This is a genomic window from Embleya sp. NPDC008237, assembly GCF_042956465.1.
In the GTDB taxonomy this organism is placed as follows: Bacteria; Actinomycetota; Actinomycetes; order Streptomycetales; family Streptomycetaceae; genus Embleya.
This window is the reverse complement of record NZ_JBIBGL010000008.1, coordinates 423,319-439,022: the sequence shown is the minus strand read 5'-3', so window position 1 is coordinate 439,022 and position 15,704 is coordinate 423,319. Positions and strand designations below refer to the sequence as shown.

Annotated in this window: 17 protein-coding genes and 1 pseudogene; 15 read left to right on the top strand and 3 right to left on the bottom strand. The window is 71.0% G+C overall.

What is annotated here, in order from left to right:
* Positions 1-143: 143 nt before the first annotated feature.
* The 5 genes from ACFZBU_RS23110 (at position 144) to ACFZBU_RS23090 (ending at position 2,677) form a co-directional block, all read left to right on the top strand.
* On the top strand, positions 144-707 hold the full coding sequence (locus ACFZBU_RS23110; RefSeq protein ID WP_391585484.1) for a GNAT family N-acetyltransferase: 564 nt from the start codon (positions 144-146) through the stop codon (positions 705-707).
* Positions 708-909: 202 nt separating this feature from the next.
* The gene (locus tag ACFZBU_RS23105; protein ID WP_391585483.1) at positions 910-1,539 is read left to right on the top strand and encodes a helix-turn-helix domain-containing protein; all 630 of its coding nucleotides are present in this window, start codon (positions 910-912) and stop codon (positions 1,537-1,539) included.
* A 57-nt stretch (positions 1,540-1,596) separates the two neighbouring features.
* Complete coding sequence (locus ACFZBU_RS23100) at positions 1,597-1,719, top strand: hypothetical protein (RefSeq protein WP_391585482.1); 123 nt, start codon at positions 1,597-1,599, stop codon at positions 1,717-1,719.
* A gap of 55 nt (positions 1,720-1,774) precedes the next feature.
* Positions 1,775-2,095, top strand: coding sequence for a hypothetical protein (locus tag ACFZBU_RS23095; RefSeq protein ID WP_391585481.1), 321 nt, complete (start codon positions 1,775-1,777; stop codon positions 2,093-2,095).
* Positions 2,096-2,434: 339 nt separating this feature from the next.
* Positions 2,435-2,677, top strand: coding sequence for a chaplin (locus ACFZBU_RS23090; RefSeq protein WP_391585480.1), 243 nt, complete (start codon positions 2,435-2,437; stop codon positions 2,675-2,677).
* Positions 2,678-3,006: 329 nt separating this feature from the next.
* Here ACFZBU_RS23090 and ACFZBU_RS23085 read toward each other — a convergent pair whose 3' ends face one another.
* On the bottom strand, positions 3,007-3,777 hold the full coding sequence (locus ACFZBU_RS23085) for an SDR family NAD(P)-dependent oxidoreductase (RefSeq protein WP_391585479.1): 771 nt from the start codon (positions 3,775-3,777) through the stop codon (positions 3,007-3,009).
* A 233-nt stretch (positions 3,778-4,010) separates the two neighbouring features.
* Here ACFZBU_RS23085 and ACFZBU_RS23080 point away from each other — a divergent pair, with 233 nt between their 5' ends.
* Positions 4,011-4,505 (top strand): Asp23/Gls24 family envelope stress response protein, encoded by a 495-nt coding sequence (locus tag ACFZBU_RS23080; RefSeq protein ID WP_391585478.1) that lies wholly within the window; start codon positions 4,011-4,013, stop codon positions 4,503-4,505.
* 247 nt (positions 4,506-4,752) lie between these two features.
* Here the strand turns inward: ACFZBU_RS23080 and ACFZBU_RS23075 are convergent, their stop codons facing one another.
* Positions 4,753-5,805 carry a hypothetical protein gene (locus ACFZBU_RS23075; RefSeq protein ID WP_391585477.1) on the bottom strand — a complete coding sequence of 351 codons (1,053 nt, stop codon included), beginning with the start codon at positions 5,803-5,805 and terminating at the stop codon, positions 4,753-4,755.
* 211 nt (positions 5,806-6,016) lie between these two features.
* On the opposite strand from ACFZBU_RS23075, the gene ACFZBU_RS23070 reads away from it, so the two are divergent.
* The 7 genes from ACFZBU_RS23070 (at position 6,017) to add (ending at position 13,338) form a co-directional block, all read left to right on the top strand.
* Complete coding sequence (locus ACFZBU_RS23070) at positions 6,017-6,901, top strand: menaquinone biosynthetic enzyme MqnA/MqnD family protein (RefSeq protein WP_391585476.1); 885 nt, start codon at positions 6,017-6,019, stop codon at positions 6,899-6,901.
* 127 nt (positions 6,902-7,028) lie between these two features.
* Positions 7,029-8,219 (top strand): cyclic dehypoxanthinyl futalosine synthase, encoded by a 1,191-nt coding sequence (mqnC, locus tag ACFZBU_RS23065; RefSeq protein WP_391585475.1) that lies wholly within the window; start codon positions 7,029-7,031, stop codon positions 8,217-8,219.
* Between the two features lie 23 nt (positions 8,220-8,242).
* The gene (locus ACFZBU_RS23060; protein WP_391585474.1) at positions 8,243-9,487 is read left to right on the top strand and encodes an amidohydrolase family protein; all 1,245 of its coding nucleotides are present in this window, start codon (positions 8,243-8,245) and stop codon (positions 9,485-9,487) included.
* A 223-nt stretch (positions 9,488-9,710) separates the two neighbouring features.
* Entirely contained in the window at positions 9,711-9,887 is a 177-nt protein-coding gene (locus ACFZBU_RS23055) for a hypothetical protein (protein WP_391585473.1), read from the top strand.
* 115 nt (positions 9,888-10,002) lie between these two features.
* Entirely contained in the window at positions 10,003-10,701 is a 699-nt protein-coding gene (locus ACFZBU_RS23050) for a demethylmenaquinone methyltransferase (RefSeq protein ID WP_391585472.1), read from the top strand.
* A gap of 95 nt (positions 10,702-10,796) precedes the next feature.
* Positions 10,797-12,137 (top strand): geranylgeranyl reductase family protein, encoded by a 1,341-nt coding sequence (locus ACFZBU_RS23045; RefSeq protein ID WP_391585539.1) that lies wholly within the window; start codon positions 10,797-10,799, stop codon positions 12,135-12,137.
* 175 nt (positions 12,138-12,312) lie between these two features.
* Positions 12,313-13,338 (top strand): adenosine deaminase, encoded by a 1,026-nt coding sequence (gene add / locus ACFZBU_RS23040; RefSeq protein ID WP_391585471.1) that lies wholly within the window; start codon positions 12,313-12,315, stop codon positions 13,336-13,338.
* A 209-nt stretch (positions 13,339-13,547) separates the two neighbouring features.
* On the opposite strand, the pseudogene ACFZBU_RS23035 reads toward add, so the two are convergent.
* Positions 13,548-13,751: pseudogene (locus ACFZBU_RS23035) on the bottom strand (sigma factor); the annotation flags it as partial.
* Between the two features lie 152 nt (positions 13,752-13,903).
* Here ACFZBU_RS23035 and ACFZBU_RS23030 point away from each other — a divergent pair.
* Both ACFZBU_RS23030 and ACFZBU_RS23025 read left to right on the top strand, forming a co-directional pair.
* Complete coding sequence (locus ACFZBU_RS23030) at positions 13,904-14,227, top strand: PadR family transcriptional regulator (RefSeq protein ID WP_020549346.1); 324 nt, start codon at positions 13,904-13,906, stop codon at positions 14,225-14,227.
* The gene (locus ACFZBU_RS23025; RefSeq protein WP_391585470.1) at positions 14,224-15,657 is read left to right on the top strand and encodes an HAAS signaling domain-containing protein; all 1,434 of its coding nucleotides are present in this window, start codon (positions 14,224-14,226) and stop codon (positions 15,655-15,657) included. The genes ACFZBU_RS23030 and ACFZBU_RS23025 overlap by 4 nt, the downstream gene beginning before the upstream one ends.
* Positions 15,658-15,704: the final 47 nt, after the last annotated feature.

Genomic DNA, 15,704 nt, shown 5'->3' with positions numbered 1-15,704 from the left:
TCGCCACCGGGGCGGCGACGTCACCGGATCGGTTCGCTCCGGACACGCCCACGTAGTCGATGCGTAACACCGCCTCGACACCGTGGGGGTTCGGCGGGGAGGACCGCGAGGGGACCGCTCCGGTGGCGAGAGGCGGTAGGGACATGACGGCGATGCCGATGCGGGGCCGAGCCCGGCTCACCGTGGTGGGTGCGGTCGGCGCGGACGAGTGGCCGTCGCACGTACGGGTGCGGGTGGCCCGCGCCGAGGATGCCGCGCGGGTGCGGGCGATGCACGAGCGGTGCTCTCCGGAGACCCGCCGATTGCGCTACTTCACCTCGGCGCCCCGGCTGCCGGAGGCCGCGCTGAGCCGGTTGCTGGTGCCGGAGCACGGGGTGAGCCTGGTGGCGGTCGCGCCCGACGGTGCGATCGGCGCGCTGGCCACCCTGTTCCACCCGGCGTCCGAGCCGGTCGCCGAAGTGGCGCTGCTGGTCGAGGACGGGTGGCAGCGGCACGGGCTCGGTACCACGATGCTGCGCTCGCTGGTCGAGCACGCGGCCGTGCGCGGGGCGAGCGACCTGCGGGCGCACGTGTTGCCGTGGAACCGGCGCATGCTCGCCCTCTTCGACCGGGCCGGGCTGGTCAGTCGGCGCGGCTACGAGGACGGCGTGGTGCTGGTGGAGGCCGAGGTGCCGCCGGGGGTGCTCGCGCCGGGGCGTTGTGCGTGAGGGGCTGCGGCCGGCCCGGTGTGGGTCAGTGCGGGCGACCGGGTGCGCTCGGCCCCGCGTGGGTGAGGCCGGCTCGTCGTGGGTTTCCGGAGATGCCCGATCCAGGCGGGGGATATCGGGGCGAATATCCGATTTGCGGCTGAGTATTTGCCTCTGAGGCAAGTTAATTGCCTCGCTGGCCGGGTCTGCCTAGCCTCGAAGCATGGTCGCCTCTCCAAGCTACGACACCGACGAGCCGGAATCGACACCCGCCGAGGCGGTGCCGACCGGGCTCGGTGATCGGTTGCGTGCGGCCCGTCGGGCGAACGGCTTCAAGCTCGACGAGGCCGCGCAGCTGACCAAGCTCTCCGTCGCCTATCTCTCCCGGCTCGAACACGAGCGCCGACAACCGTCGTTGCCCGCACTGTTGACGTTGGCCCGGGCCTACAACACCACCGTTTCCGAACTGCTCGGCGAGGACAGCGCGTCGGCCGAGCCGGTGGTTCGCGCCCGCGCGGCCGAGCCGGTCGAGGCACACGGCTGGACCTACTGGCGCGTGGGCAGTCCGCGCCGCGGCATGCAGGCGCTGCGGGTACGGGTGCCGGCGGGCCGGGCGGACGGGCCCGGGCGGGTGCATCCGGGCGAGGAATGGCTGTACGTGCTGACCGGTCAGCTCCGGTTGACCCTGGACGGGGCCACCCATCTGCTCGCGCCCGGCGACGTGGCGCACTTCGACTCGGGCCTGGCGCATCGGATGGAGTCCGCCGACGCCTACCTGCCCGTCGAGTTCCTGATGGTCCATGCGGCGCCGGCGCTGGTCGCGTTCTCACCGTGCCTGCCCGCTCATGTCTGAGCCGCTCGTGTGTGAGCCGGCCCGGGGCCGAGCCCGTTCAAGTCTGAGGAGTTCGCCGTGATGGAGAGCGAGAAGAGCCGGGCGAACGGGATGTGGATCCGGATCGCGATCTACATTCTCGGATTCTCCGTCGTGTTCGGGGCGCTGATGTTCACCGCGGTGACCTACGGCCACCGCTGAGCGCGCGGCGCGTCAGCGCGCCGGCGGCCGGTCGCGGGCCCGTAGGCTCGCGCTCATGGAAAACGCGACTTCCTCGGACACCACGACCCGCTACATCCGGCTCAACCTCGAAATCGTGCTGGAGGTCACCGACGCCGACGCGCTGCGGGCCGCGGCGCTGGACAGCGTCAAGGCGGACGATGAGCTGTCACCGGGCGACCGGGCCGACGCGACCGCCGCCATCGAGAGCGACCTGGCCGAGTCGGTCTCGTACCTGATCGACCCGTTCAGCCTCGTCGAGGACATCGCCGGCACGGAACTGAGCGAGGCGGGCTGGCAGTCCGAGGGCGCCGAGTACCTGCCCGAGGACGACGACGAGGACGACGAGGACGCCTGACGTCCCGACGGTTCGTGCCCCGGTCGACCGGGCGCGGCCTCGACCTCCGCAGACCGTACGCAGACCCCTTCGTCCCCCACGCCCCGCGAAGCCTCGGCTTTGCGGGGCGTCGATCGTCGGGGCGGGGTCGGTCGGGTCGGTCCGGTCCGGCTCGGGCGGGTCGGGCGGGCTCGTGGCGCGGGTGGTGCGCGGGCGCCTGCCACCGGCGTACGGCGCAAGCGTGCTTCCCCGCAGGGGTGAATCGGCGGCCAACCGGACGGTGGCGCGTTGCTCATCGTCGCGGGCTTCGTTGTCCCACGTGCCGCATCCGTTCGTGCGGCACTGTGACATGGAGGAAGAATGAACACGGTCAAGAAGGCGGCCATCATCACCGCCGCAGCCGGTGGCATCCTTGCCGCGGGCATGGGTGCTGCAAACGCCAGCTCCGAGGCGGACGGCGCTGCCGTCGGCTCGCCGGGTGTCGCCTCGGGCAACAACATCCAGGTTCCGGTGCACATTCCGGTGAACCTGTGCGGCAACAGCATCAACGTGGTCGGTTTGGTGAACCCGGCGTTCGGGAACGTCTGCATCAACCACGGCTGAGCTTGAAGCTTCGGTGGGCGCTGTGCTGGGTGACCGGTACGGCGCCCTCTGTCGTCTTTGGTTCGCCTCAAGCGCCGGCGGGGCTGGGTGGCCTCATGCGCCGGCCGGGCTGGTTCGCCTCATGCGCCGGCGGGGCTGGGTGGCCTCATGCGCCGGCCGGGCTGGGTTCGCCTCATGCGCCGGCGGGGCTGTTTGGCCTCATGCGCCGGCCGGGCTGGGTTCGCCTCAAGCGCCGGCGGGGCTGATTTGGCCTCAAGCGCCGGTCGGGCTGGTTGATGGGTGGGGTTGGGCCGCCGGCCGGGCTGGGGTGGCTCGGCCGGCGGGGTGGGTCAGGCGTGGGTGCCGCCGTCTATGCGGAGGGATGTGCCGGTGACGAATTTGCCGTCGTCGGAGGCGAGGGCGGCGATCATGCCGGCGATGACGTCGGGGTGGGCCATGCCCTCGCCGATGATCGGCATCAGCTTGCCGAAGAGTTCCCAGTCGGCGTCGTCGGGGACCTGGTTGGGGGTGTCGTCGACGATGCCGCTGGAGATGCTGCCGGGGGCGACGTTGACCGCGCGCAGGCCCTGGCGGCTGTATTCGAGGGCGATCGCGTGGGTGAACGCGTCGATCGCGCCCTTGCTGGCCGCGTAGGCCGCCATGTACGGGTGGGCGAAGCTCGCCGACGTGGAACTGAAGTTGATGACGACGCCGTTGCCGGTCTCCAGGAGCGGGGGCAGCGCGGCGCGGGTCATCAGGAACGTGCCCGTCAGGTTGACGGTGATGATCTGGTTCCACTTGTCGAGCGGGAACGTGTGGGTGTGTCCGGCGCGCAGGATCCCCGCCGCGTTCACCAGCACGTCCAGGCCGCCCAGGCGCTCGACCACCTCGGCCACGCCGGCGCCGACCGCGTCCTCGTCGGAGACGTCCAGGACGCCTGTGCTCAGCCGGGCGTCCACGCCCTTCTCCGCAGCCATCGCGCGGGTCTTCTCCAGCCCGTCGGCGTTGACGTCCGCCGCGTGTACCGTGCCCGCCTCGCTCAGCAGCCGCAGCACCGTGGCCTGGCCTATGCCCGAACCGCCACCGGTGACGATGATGCGCCGATCCTGGAACCGCTCCACAGTGTTTCCTCCTTGGACGGGGTGTACGGGTCCCATCACAAGCGGTTCCGATGCGCAGGAGCAAGCCTCCTGAACGGTTGGCCGGCAGTGAAATGAAACATGTTCCAGTTCACTTTCGCGGCCGATCGGATTAATTCGCCCGGATTGCGTGACGAATCGATCGGGAAGGGGTCACACCTCATGTGAGGGGAGCCCCCACCTCTCACGAAGCGGCGAAAGACGAGGTTCCAGCCATGGCAGACTCACCCGTCCGCACACCCGACACGACCACCACCGCCCGTCCGGAGCGGACCGAGCGATCGACGTCCGGTTCCGGACATCTCACCGAGGTCACCGCTCTGGCCACGGACCGAGGGCGGACCTCGATCGCCGACGGAGTGGTGGCCAAGGTCGCCGGGCTGGCGGCGCGCGAGATCCCGGGCGTGTACGCGCTCGGCACCGGGGTCTCCCGGGCCTTCGCCGCGATGCGCAAGGCGGTGCCGGGCGGTCGTCCGGACGTGGCCCGCGGAGTCAGCGTCGAGGTCGGCGAGAAGCAGTGCGCGGTCGACCTGAGCCTGGTGGTGGAGTACGGCGCACCGATCGCCGAGGTCGCCGCGGCGGTGCGCGAACACGTGATCGAGTCGATCGAGCGGATGACCGGCCTGGAGGTGGTCGAGGTGGACATCTCCGTGGACGACATCCACATCGAGCAGGACGACGAGGACACATCCACGCGCAACCTGGAGTGAAACCCGGCCGGGCGTTGGAATGAGCCCCGGCCCCTGGTGGGTCCGGGGTGGGTCCGGGTGGGCTTCCGGGCCGGCGGCGCCGAGGATACGCACGAAGGGCGGGACCGGATCACCCCGGGCCCGCCCTTTTGTGTGCACGGTGCGCAACTGTGTGAGAGCGCGGCAGGGTCGCGCGGTCCGAGGCGATGCCGTCCGGGGCCGTGCCTCTCGCGGCTCGTCGGCCGCGGCCCGCTGCTCGGCGCAGCCGTCAGCGTCGGCGGCCGCGCAGGCTCAGGCCGACCGTGCCCAGCACGATCGCGACGATCGAGGCTGCGAACACCGACCAGGACATCGTGGTCAGCGAGTCGGTGAACACGTCGTAGACGGCCTCGATGCCGTCCCGGTTCAGCGTGTTGCGGGTGGCCAGGTCGTCGGCGACCGGCCCGCTCGCGGCGGAGACCAGGAGCAGCAGCAGGCCGCTGGTGAGGAAGAGGCCGACGCCGGTCATGATCAGCGCGCGGAACCGGTTCACCGCGACCGCCAGGCCGACCAGCAGCAGCACGACGGTCAGAATCGGCAGCCACCTGCCCGCGTCGTCGACGGCACGGAACGCGTCCCGGCCCTGCTCGGCCTCGGAGGCGTGCGGCAGTTGGGCCAGGTCGATCGGGATGCTGGTGGGCAGCGCCGCCTTCGACACCGGGATCCCGGCCTGGTTCAACCGGGGCACGATCGCGTCGAGCGGGCTCTTGAGGTTGACCACCACCCGGTCGCCGTCCGTCGTGACGTTCTTGCTGTCCCGGCCGAGGATGGACGACATCACCACGTCGTGCGCGGTGGCGATGCCGTCCTTCCAGACCGCCTTGAACGAGGGCTTGCCGATCTCCTCGGCCACCGCGCTCTGCACCACGCCGCGCGGCACCTGGCCGCGTACGCCCGGCGGGAGTTGCTTGATCACCTCGTCCGTCATCAGCCGGGCGACCTCGCTGCGGATCGCCGGCTCGTCGATCAGCGCGACCGCGTTGTCGGTGAACCCCTGCTCGGAGACCACCTCCCAGCGCAGCCACAGCGCGGACAGCGCCGGGATCGTCAGCAGCACCGCCAGCACCAGGCTGATCCCGGCGACGGTGCCGCGCAGCGCGCCGTAAGCGGGACGCGAGGGCGGTCGAGGCGGAGGGTTGTGGGAGCCGCCGCCCGGACCGCCCGGCTGGTACGGACCGCCCGGGGTGTAGGCGGGTGGCGGGGCGGGCGTGGACGCATAGGGCGGGGGCGGGGGCGGGTAGCCGCCACCCTGGCCCGGATACGAGCCCGGGGACGAGTGCATCGCGCTTCCTCCGTCGTTGTAGTCGAACCGCCGTGGTCGAACCGCCGTGGAATCGGCCCGGCACCCGAGAATCTCACCCGTACACCGCTGCCACTGCCCCGCGTGCGGTGTTGTACCTGTTCGGTGACAGCGTCCCGGCTCGGTACCGGTGATCCGCACGTCGGCCCGGGTCGGTAAGGGCGCTCCACACACCCGGGCATAGCCTGCGGGGATGGACACTGTGGACAACGCGCCGCAAGCCGGCCGCCGGCGACCCCGGGTAGGCCATATCCAGTACCTCAATTGCCTGCCCATCTACTGGGGCCTGGCCCGCACGGGCTCGTTGGTGGATCTGGACCTGACCAAGGACACTCCGGACAACCTCAACGACGCCCTGGTGCGCGGCGACCTCGACATCGCGCCGATCAGCGTGGTCGAGTACCTGCGCCACGCGGACGACCTGGTGGTGCTCCCGGACATCGCGGTGGCCGCCGACGGACCGGTGATGTCGGTGATGCTGGTCAGCCAGGTGCCGATCGACCGACTCGACGGTGCGCGGGTCGCGCTCGGTTCGCAAAGTCGCACCGGGGTTCGACTGGCCCGGTTGTTGCTGGAGGAGAAGTACGGCGTGCGGCCCGAGTTCTTCACCTCGGCGCCGGACCTGGGCCTGATGATGCAGGAGGCGGACGCCGCGGTGGTGATCGGCGACGTCGCACTGCGCGCGACGCTGTACGACGCGCCGCGGCTGGGCCTGCTGGTCTACGACCTCGCGTACGAGTGGAAGCAGTGGACCGGGCTGCCGTTCGTGTTCGCGGTGTGGGCCGCGCGTCGCGACTTCCTGGAGGCGTATCCGGCCGAGGTGCACGCCGTGCACCAGGCCTTCCTGGAGTCGCGCGACCTGTGCATGCAGGAGGTGGACAAGGTCTGCGAGCACGTGGCCCGGTGGGAGGCGTTCGACGCGGCCACGCTGGAGCGCTACTACACCGAGGCGTTGGACTACTCGCTCGGCGAGCGACACCTGCGGGGGATGGCCGAGTTCGCCCGGCGCACCGCGCACGACACCGGGTATCCGGCCGACGTGCGGGTGCGGCTGCTCGACGCCCCGCAGGTTTCGTGAGCGCGCCGGATAGGCTCGTTCACGAGCATTCGTGCCGCGCCCACGCGCTGGGCGCTCGTTCGCTCGACGCGCACTCGTCGTACGCGCACCCGTTCCACTCGTATTCGTTCCATGCGGAGGCTTCCCCGTGATCAGCGATCTCCAGCCGGTCCTGGACCGGGCCGCCGGCGGTGGGCGGATCACGCCCGACGAGGCACTCGCCCTGTACGTGCACGCCCCGCTGCATGCGCTCGGCCGGGCCGCCGACGCCGCGCGGCGCATGCGCTACGCGGACACCGTCGACATCGCGACGTACATCATCGAGCGCAACATCAACTACACGAACGTGTGCGTCACCGCGTGCAAGTTCTGCGCGTTCTACGCTCCGCCCAAGAGTGAGAAGGGCTGGGTCCGGGAGATCGACGACATCCTGCGCCGGTGCGCGGAGACGGTCGAACTCGGCGGTACGCAGATCATGTTCCAGGGCGGGCACCACCCCGACTTCGGCGTCGAGTACTACGAGCGCTCGTTCGCCGCGATCAAGGCCGAGTTCCCGCAGCTGGTCATCCACTCGCTCGGGGCCTCCGAGGTCGCGCACATGGCCAAGGTCTCCGGAGTGGGCATCGAGGAGGCCATCACGCGCATCCACGCGGCCGGCCTGGACTCGTTCGCGGGCGCCGGCGCGGAGCTGCTCCCGGAGCGCCCGCGCAAGGCGATCGCGCCGCTCAAGGAGTCCGGCGAACGCTGGCTGGAGATCATGGAGACCGCGCACGGGCTGGGCGTGGAGTCCACCTCGACGATGCTGATGGGCACCGGCGAGACCAACGCCGAGCGGATCGAGCACCTGCGGATGATCCGCGACGTGCAGGACCGCACGGGCGGTTTCCGGGCCTTCATCCCGTACACCTACCAGCCGGAGAACAACCACCTGAAGGGCCAGACGCAGGCCACCCTGCTCGAATACCTGCGCCTGATCGCGGTGGCCCGCCTGTTCCTGCACAACGTCGCGCACATCCAGGGCTCGTGGCTGACCACGGGCAAGGAGGCCGGTCAGCTCACCCTGCACTACGGCGCGGACGACCTGGGCTCGGTCATGCTGGAGGAGAACGTGGTCTCCTCCGCGGGCGCCAAGCACCGCTCCAACCGGATGGAGCTGCTGCACCTGATCCGCGCCGCCGGCCGGATCCCGGCCCAGCGCGACACCACGTACAACCACCTGATCGTGCACGACGACCCGGCGAACGACCCGGTCGACGACAAGGTGATCTCGCACTTCTCCTCCACGGCCCTCGCCGGCGGCACCGCCCGCACCGGACTCGAGGTCGTCGACGCCCGCTGAAACCGGCTTGGGATGATGGGCGCATGTCTTCGACGCTGCATGTTGCGCCCGTTGTCCTGTCGATGGTCGATGCGGAGCCCATTCGCGACGGCGCCGTGCTCGTGGAGGACGGGCGGATCGTCGCGGTGGGCCCGCGGGGCGAGTTGGGCTCCGCGGGCGCCCGTGAGCGGGTGTGGCGCGGGGTGCTGATGCCGGGGCTGGTGAATGCGCACGCGCATCTGCAGTACACCGACTTCGGGGATCTCGCGCTGTCCGGGCTGGCCTTCCCGGAGTGGATTCGCACGTTGATCGAGCGGCGGGCCGACTTCTCCGAGGTGATGTGGCAGGAGAGCGCGCGCCGCGGGGTGCACCACATGTTGCGGTCGGGGACCACGGCGGTGGCGGACGTGGTCACCGACCCGTGCGTGCTCGTGCCGGTGGGCCGGTCGGGGCTGCGCGGGATCAGCTACGTCGAGGTGATCGCGGACGACGCGATGTGGGCCGGCGGGCGGCGGGCGGCCTTCCTGGACACGCTGGACGGGGCGAGCGGCGGGCGGGTGTTGGGCGTGTCGCCGCACACCCCGTTCACGGTCGGCACGGCGGTGTTCAAGGAGTGCGTCGCGATCGCGCGCGAGCGCGGGCTGCGGCTGCACCCGCACCTGGCGGAGACCGCGCACGAGGCCGAGTTCATCCGGCACGGCACCGGTCGGTTCGCCGAACTGAACCGGGCCTCCGGGATGGCCCTGGAACTGCTCGACGGCGGCAGCGGCGGCGGCCCGGCAGCCTACCTGGCCGGGTTCGACGGGCTGGGCCCCGACGTCCACGTCGCGCACGGCGTGCACCTGGCCGCCGACGATCGCGCGCTGCTGCGCGAACAGGGCACGGCGGTCGCGCTGTGCGTGCGCTCCAACACGATCCTGGCGGCGGGGGAGCCGGCGGTCGCCGACTACCTGGCCGAGGGCGCGCCGCTCGCGCTGGGCACCGACTCGCTCGCCTCCTCGCCGTCCCTGGACATGTGGGAAGAGGCGGCGGCGGCCCGGGAACTGGCGATCCGGCAGGGCTACCGCTCGGACGACCTGGACCGGCGCCTGGTCGAGGCGGTCACGGTCGGCGGCGCGGCGGCGATGGGCGGCCTCGACGGCGCCGGCACGCTGCGCCCGGGCGGCCTTGCCGACCTCGCGGTGTTCGACGTGCCGACGCAGGGCGACCCGTACGCGGCGCTGCTGGCGCACGGCACCGGGTCGTGCGTGGCCACGGTGCTCGGCGGGCGGCTCGTGCATCGGCGCTGACGGCGGGTCGAGGGGCGGCGGGGTGACGGGTCCGCGGGGCGAGGTGTCGGGTCGACCGGCGGCGGGTCCGCGGGCCGTGCGCCGACCGGGCGCACGATCGTTTTTGCACGACCACGCATAGCCGGGCGAACCCCGGGCAGGCGCCTGGTCGGAACGACACGGTCGCAGAACTCACCTTTCCGACCCGGGCCCTGCCTGCTCGGGATGATTGAGGAGGCACACCATGTCCGTCGGTACCCGAATTCGCTCCATCGTCCATGCCATGACGCCGCGTCGTCGGCGAGGCCGTCGCACCGGCGGCGGCGGTGGTGGCGTGGGCATCGGTGCCCGCATCGGCCGCGTCGGCGGCGGTGTCGGAGCCAACAAGCGTGGCGTCGGCGGTGGCGTCGGGCGTCGATGAGCGCACCGCGCCGACACGGCGCACACCGGGCGGGTCGCATGCGGTACGCGACCCGCCCGGTGCGTTGCGTGCCCCCTGGGCCCGGCGGCGGGTCCGGGCGCGAGATGATGGCCGGGTGACCCGAGCCTCCCTGGACAAGCAACCGCGTGAAGTCGCGTCGATGTTCGACGCGGTCGCGGCGCGCTACGACCTGACCAACACCGTGCTGTCGATGGGCCAGGACCGGTCCTGGCGCAAGGCCGTCGCGCGCGCCGTGGACGCCCGCCCGGGAGAGCGTGTACTCGACCTCGCGGCCGGCACCGGCACCTCCTCGCTGCCCTTCCGGGACGCGGGCGCGGAGGTGGTGCCGTGCGACTTCTCCGTGGGCATGCTGCGCGAGGGCAAGCGCAAGCACCCGGAGTTGCCCTTCACCGCGGGCGACGCGACCAGGCTTCCGTTCAAGGACGCCACGTTCGACGCGGTGACCATCTCGTTCGGCCTGCGCAACGTCAGCGACACCGAGGGCGCGCTGCGCGAGATGTTGCGGGTGACCCGACCGGGCGGGCGACTGGTGGTCTGCGAGTTCAGCCGGCCCACCTGGCGCCCGTTCGAGACCGTGTACGTGGAGTATCTGATGCGCGCGCTGCCGGCGGTGGCCACCGCGGTCAGCAGCAACCCCGACGCGTACGTCTACCTGGCCGAGTCGATCCGCGCGTGGCCCGATCAGGCGGGCCTGGCGGCGCTGGTCGGCAAGGCGGGCTGGGCGCACCCGGCCTGGCGCAACCTCACCGGCGGGGTCGTCGCGCTGCACCGGGGTTTCCGACCGTGCGAGTGAGCCACGGGCCGTTCCGTGCCCGGCGAGTGGCCACGGGCCGGCCGCCCACCCGCTCCTCATAGACTTGTCCGGCCGGAACCGTCCCGGTTTCGGTACTGCCGCAGAGACTTCCAGGGGAGTCGTCCGTGACCGACCAAGCGCCCGTCACAACCACCAAGCGCGCCGACTCGACGCATGAGGCCGACGTCATCGTGGTCGGGGCCGGTCCGGCCGGATCGACCACGGCGTATCACCTGGCCAAGTCCGGCGTCAGCGTGATCCTGCTGGAGAAGACCGAGTTCCCCCGGGAGAAGGTCTGCGGCGACGGGCTCACCCCGCGCGCCACCAAGCAGCTGATCGCGATGGGCGTGGACACCTCGGTCGAGGCCGGTTGGCTGCCGAACAAGGGTCTGCGGATCCTCGGCGGCGGCATGCGCCTGGAACTGGACTGGCCCGACCTGGCCAGCTACCCCGCGCACGGCCTGGTCCGCAAGCGGGCCGACTTCGACGAGATCCTGGCCCGCCAGGCGGCCTCCGCCGGTGCCAAGCTGTACGAACGCGCCAACGTCACCGGTCCGATCCTGGACGACCGCACCGGCCGGATCGTCGGCGTCAACGTGCGGATGAACGGCGCCAAGGAGGAGACCGTCTTCCGCGCGCCGATCGTGGTCGCCGCCGACGGCAACTCGACCCGGCTCTCGCTCGCGATGGGCCTGCACCGCCGCGAGGACCGCCCGATGGGCGTCGCGGTGCGCACCTACTTCAAGTCCCCGCGCAGCGACGACGACTACCTGGAGTCGTGGCTGGAGCTGTGGGACCGGCGCGACGGCCAGGAGAAGCTGCTGCCCGGCTACGGCTGGGTGTTCGGCATGGGCGACGGCACCTCGAACGTGGGCCTGGGCCTGCTGAACACCTCCTCCGCGTTCAAGGACATCGACTACCGCGACCTGCTCAAGGGCTGGGTCGCGGGGATGCCCGAGGAGTGGGGCTACACCGACGAGAACCAGGAGGGCCCGATCCGGGGCGCCGCGCTCCCGATGGGCTTCAACCGCCAACCGCACTACACCAAGGGCCTGTTGCTGGTCGGCGACGCGGGCGGGATGGTCAACCCGTTCAACGGCGAGGGCATCGCCTACGCGATGGAGTCCGGCGAGATCGCAGCCCAGGTGATCACCCAGGCGGTGGCCCGACTCACGCCCGAGGGCCGCGAGCGCGCGTTGCACGACTATCCGCGCATCCTCAAGCAGACCTACGGCGGTTACTACACGCTCGGTCGGGTGTTCGTGAAGCTGATCGGCGACCCGCGGGTGATGAACTTCGCCACCAAGCACGGCCTGCCGCACCCGATGCTGATGAAGTTCGTGCTCAAGATGCTGGCCAACCTGACCGACCCGCGCGGCGGCGACGCGATGGACCGGATCATCAACGGCATGGTGCGGATCGCGCCCGCGGCGTGACACGGGTGCGGGCGTGCGGGTGCGGGCGTGCCGCCCGGACCCGCATGACGCGTGCGTAGTAGGGGCGGGCGGGACGCGCACCTGGTGTCGGTGTGGTGCGCGCGCAGTGGTGGTGTGCTTGGCTCGACGGGCGCACCATCACCACGACTCCCTACGACTTCGGAGGACTGCTCCCATGCAAGACGCCCGCGACATGCGCGACTTCATCGCCGGACTGCCCATGTGCGAGCTGCATCTGCACATCGAGGGCACGCTGGAGCCCGAGCTGAAGTTCGCGCTGGCCGAGCGCAACGGGATCGAACTGCCGTACTCCTCGGTCGAGGAGATGCGTGCCTCGTATCGGTTCGACAGCCTTGCGTCCTTCCTGACGGTCTACTACGAGGGCATGCAGGTCCTCGTGCACGAGCCGGACTTCTACGACCTGGCCATGGCGTACCTGCGCAAGGCCGCCGCGCAGAACGTGCGGTACGTGGAGATGTTCTTCGACCCGCAGGCGCACACCGGACGCGGCGTGCCGTTCGACGTGGTCGTACGCGGGCTCACCCGGGCGATCGGGGACGCGCGCCGCGAACTGGGCATCCGGGCCCAGTTGATCATGTGCTTCCTGCGCGACTTCCAGGCCGAGTACGCGATGGCCACGCTGGTGCAGTCGCTGGCGTACCGGGAGTGGATCGTGGGCATCGGGCTCGACTCCGACGAGCGCGGCAACCCGCCGGCCAAGTTCGCCGCGGTGTACGCGCGGGCCCGGGCCGAGGGCTTCCGGCTCACCATGCACTGCGACGTCGACCAGGAGAACAGCGTCGAGCACATCCGTCAGGCGATCGAGGACATCGGTGTGGACCGGATCGACCACGGCTCCAACGCCCTGGAGGACCCGAAGCTGGTCGCGGCGATCAAGGAACGCGGGCTCGGTCTGACGGTGTGTCCGGTCTCCAACTCCTTCGTGGTGGACGGGATCAAGGAGCAGGAGATCCGGCGGATGCTGGACGAGGGCATCCTGGTCACGATCAACTCGGACGACCCGGCGTACATGGACGCCTACGTGCAGGAGAACCTCGAACGCACCCAGGCCGTCCTGGGCCTGAGCCGGGCCGAGGTGGCCCGCTTCGAGTACAACGCGTTCGCGATCGCGTGGCTGCCGGAAGACCTGCGGGACGGGTACGTGGCGGAGTTGGACGCCTGGGTGGCGGCGGCGGGCTGACGCCGGAGGTGGGCTGACACCGGGCGTCGGCTGATATCGGATGTGGGCGTAACTCCCGTGCCCGGCAAGGGAGTACGGCCGTCCCGTCCGGATGTGGCTTTCAGTTCGGCGGAGTTGTCCAGGTGTTCGGGGCCGCGCAGTTTCCGAAGGCCATCGAGGAGAACATCGGCCTGGTAGGTCGGCGCCACCGTGCGCACGGCCTTGCGTCGGCGCAGGGGCAGGAACTCGTTGGTGACCCTCGTGCGGACGTAGGCGTCCGGTCGGTCGAGGGAACCGATGCGTTTCCAGCGCACGAGTGCCTTCGTCAGGGCTTCCTGGACGAGGTCTCGCGCCAACTCCCGATCCCCGCACGGCAGTGCGGCATAGCGCGGCAAGGCCGGCAGTCGAGCCGCCGCGAAGCCCTCGAACCGCATTCTGTCGTCTCCTTGCCCGACGGCCTTCCCTACTGCACATGCGAGTCCGGGCCGATCCGCTGTGCCGGCTGCGCCGATATCGCGGTCGGGTTCGGCTCGACCACTACTACGCATTGCGTGGTACCGTGCAACGCACAAGAGCTGGAGGGGTCATGGATCCGAGTCAGTTGCTCAAGGGAGTGCTGGACCTCGCGGTGCTTGCCGTGCTGCGCGAGGAGGACGGCTACGGCTACGACGTACTGCGCAGGTTGCGCAAGGCCGGCCTCGACGACGTCGGCGACGCGTCGGTCTACGGCACGTTGCGGCGGCTGTACAACGCCGGGCTCCTCACGTCCTACGTGGTGGCCAGCGACGAAGGCCCGAACCGCAAGTACTACGCCTTGAACGAGCCCGGCCGAGAGCGGTTCCGGGAGTCCACCGACACGTGGAACTCGTTCGCCCGGACGATGTCGGAACTGGTGGGGGAGACCCGATGAAGGACACCGCACTGCACCCCGTCGCGGAGGACTACCGCGTCGAGGTCGCCCGCGTTCTGGCCGACCTGCCGGCCGCCGAGGCGGAGGAGATCCTGGACGACGTCGAGGTGAACCTCAGCGAGGTGGTCGCCGAACTCGACGGCGCGGTCACCTCCGAGTCGCTGCGCGCACGTCTGGGCACCCCGCACGAGTACGCGGCCGAACTGCGCGCGGCGGCCGGCTATCCGCCGCTGACGCCGACCGGGCCGGGCCGCCTGTCCGGCTTCGGCAAGGTCGAACTCCTTTGCCTGGGACTGATCGTCGTGCTCGGCGCGGCGTTCGTGACCGGGATCGCCATCGGTTCCGAGAAGGAGGAGGCGAACCGGTGGTGGATCTTTCCGTGTCTGCTGGGCCTGGCTGTGGAAGCGCTGAACGCATTGTGGTTGCGCGGCCGTGATCCGGGGCTGCCCGAGGTCGCCGCGCTGTCGGTCACCCGCCGCGCGAGGGCTCTCGGGGAGTCCTTGCGCACCGGCCGATGGGCGGAGCCGGTGCGCTTCCTGATGGGTCTGCAAAGTGCCTGGTGGGTGGCGCGGGCGCTGATCGTGGCCGTGCTCGCGTGGGTCGTGGCCGGCGGCGTGTGGTGGCCGGTGGTTGCCGGCTTGCTGGCACTGGTCGGGTCGTTGTGGCTGGGCCCGCGCGCGGCGCGCGATCGGCGACTGGTGTGGGTGGCGGTGCCGATCAACGCGTTCCTGATCGGGGCCGGGATCGGGATGCTCGCCGCGGGGCAACTGAAGCCGGACGACAGCTCGATGGAGTCCGTGAGCTACGGTCCGCCGCCGTACACGCCGAATTACCACACCATGGAGGGCCGCCAACTGGACGCCGGCACCCTGCTGGGCACGCTGGACGGGGAACGACTGCAGAACATCTATCCCTTCGACGCGCAGGGTCGTCCGCTCAAGGACGTACTGCTCTTCGATCAGAACGGCAAGCAACTCGGGCTCGCCCCCACCGACTACGACTATCGGTGTGGGCCCGCGGGACCGAACCTGGTGCGCAACCGCGACAGCCTGCCGTTCCCGCAGCCGCGAGTGGTCGTGGAACCGGGCGCGGCCGGTTGCCGCGTCGAGGAGGGCACGGCGCCCTTCACGATCGCGATCCCGGTGCGACCGGGGGCACAGCCCTCGGCGAACCCGGTACCGGGCGGGGCGACGCAGCCCGGTGGGGCGACGCAGCCGGGCGGGGCGACGCAGCCTGGTGGGCAACTGCCGCAGGGGGCGCCGTCGCCGGGTGCGCCGGGTGCGACCGGTGCGCCGAACCCGGTGAGTCCGCCGGCGGGTCCGGTGAATCCGACCACCCCGCCGGTGCCGCCGAACTCGGGTCCGCCTGCCTCGCCGGCGAACCCGAAGACCGGGGAGTCGGCGAACGCACCTGCACAGGGCGGGAGTTGAGGGTCGAGGCGGGCCGGCCCGACTCGGGCCCCGACTCGAATCCCGGC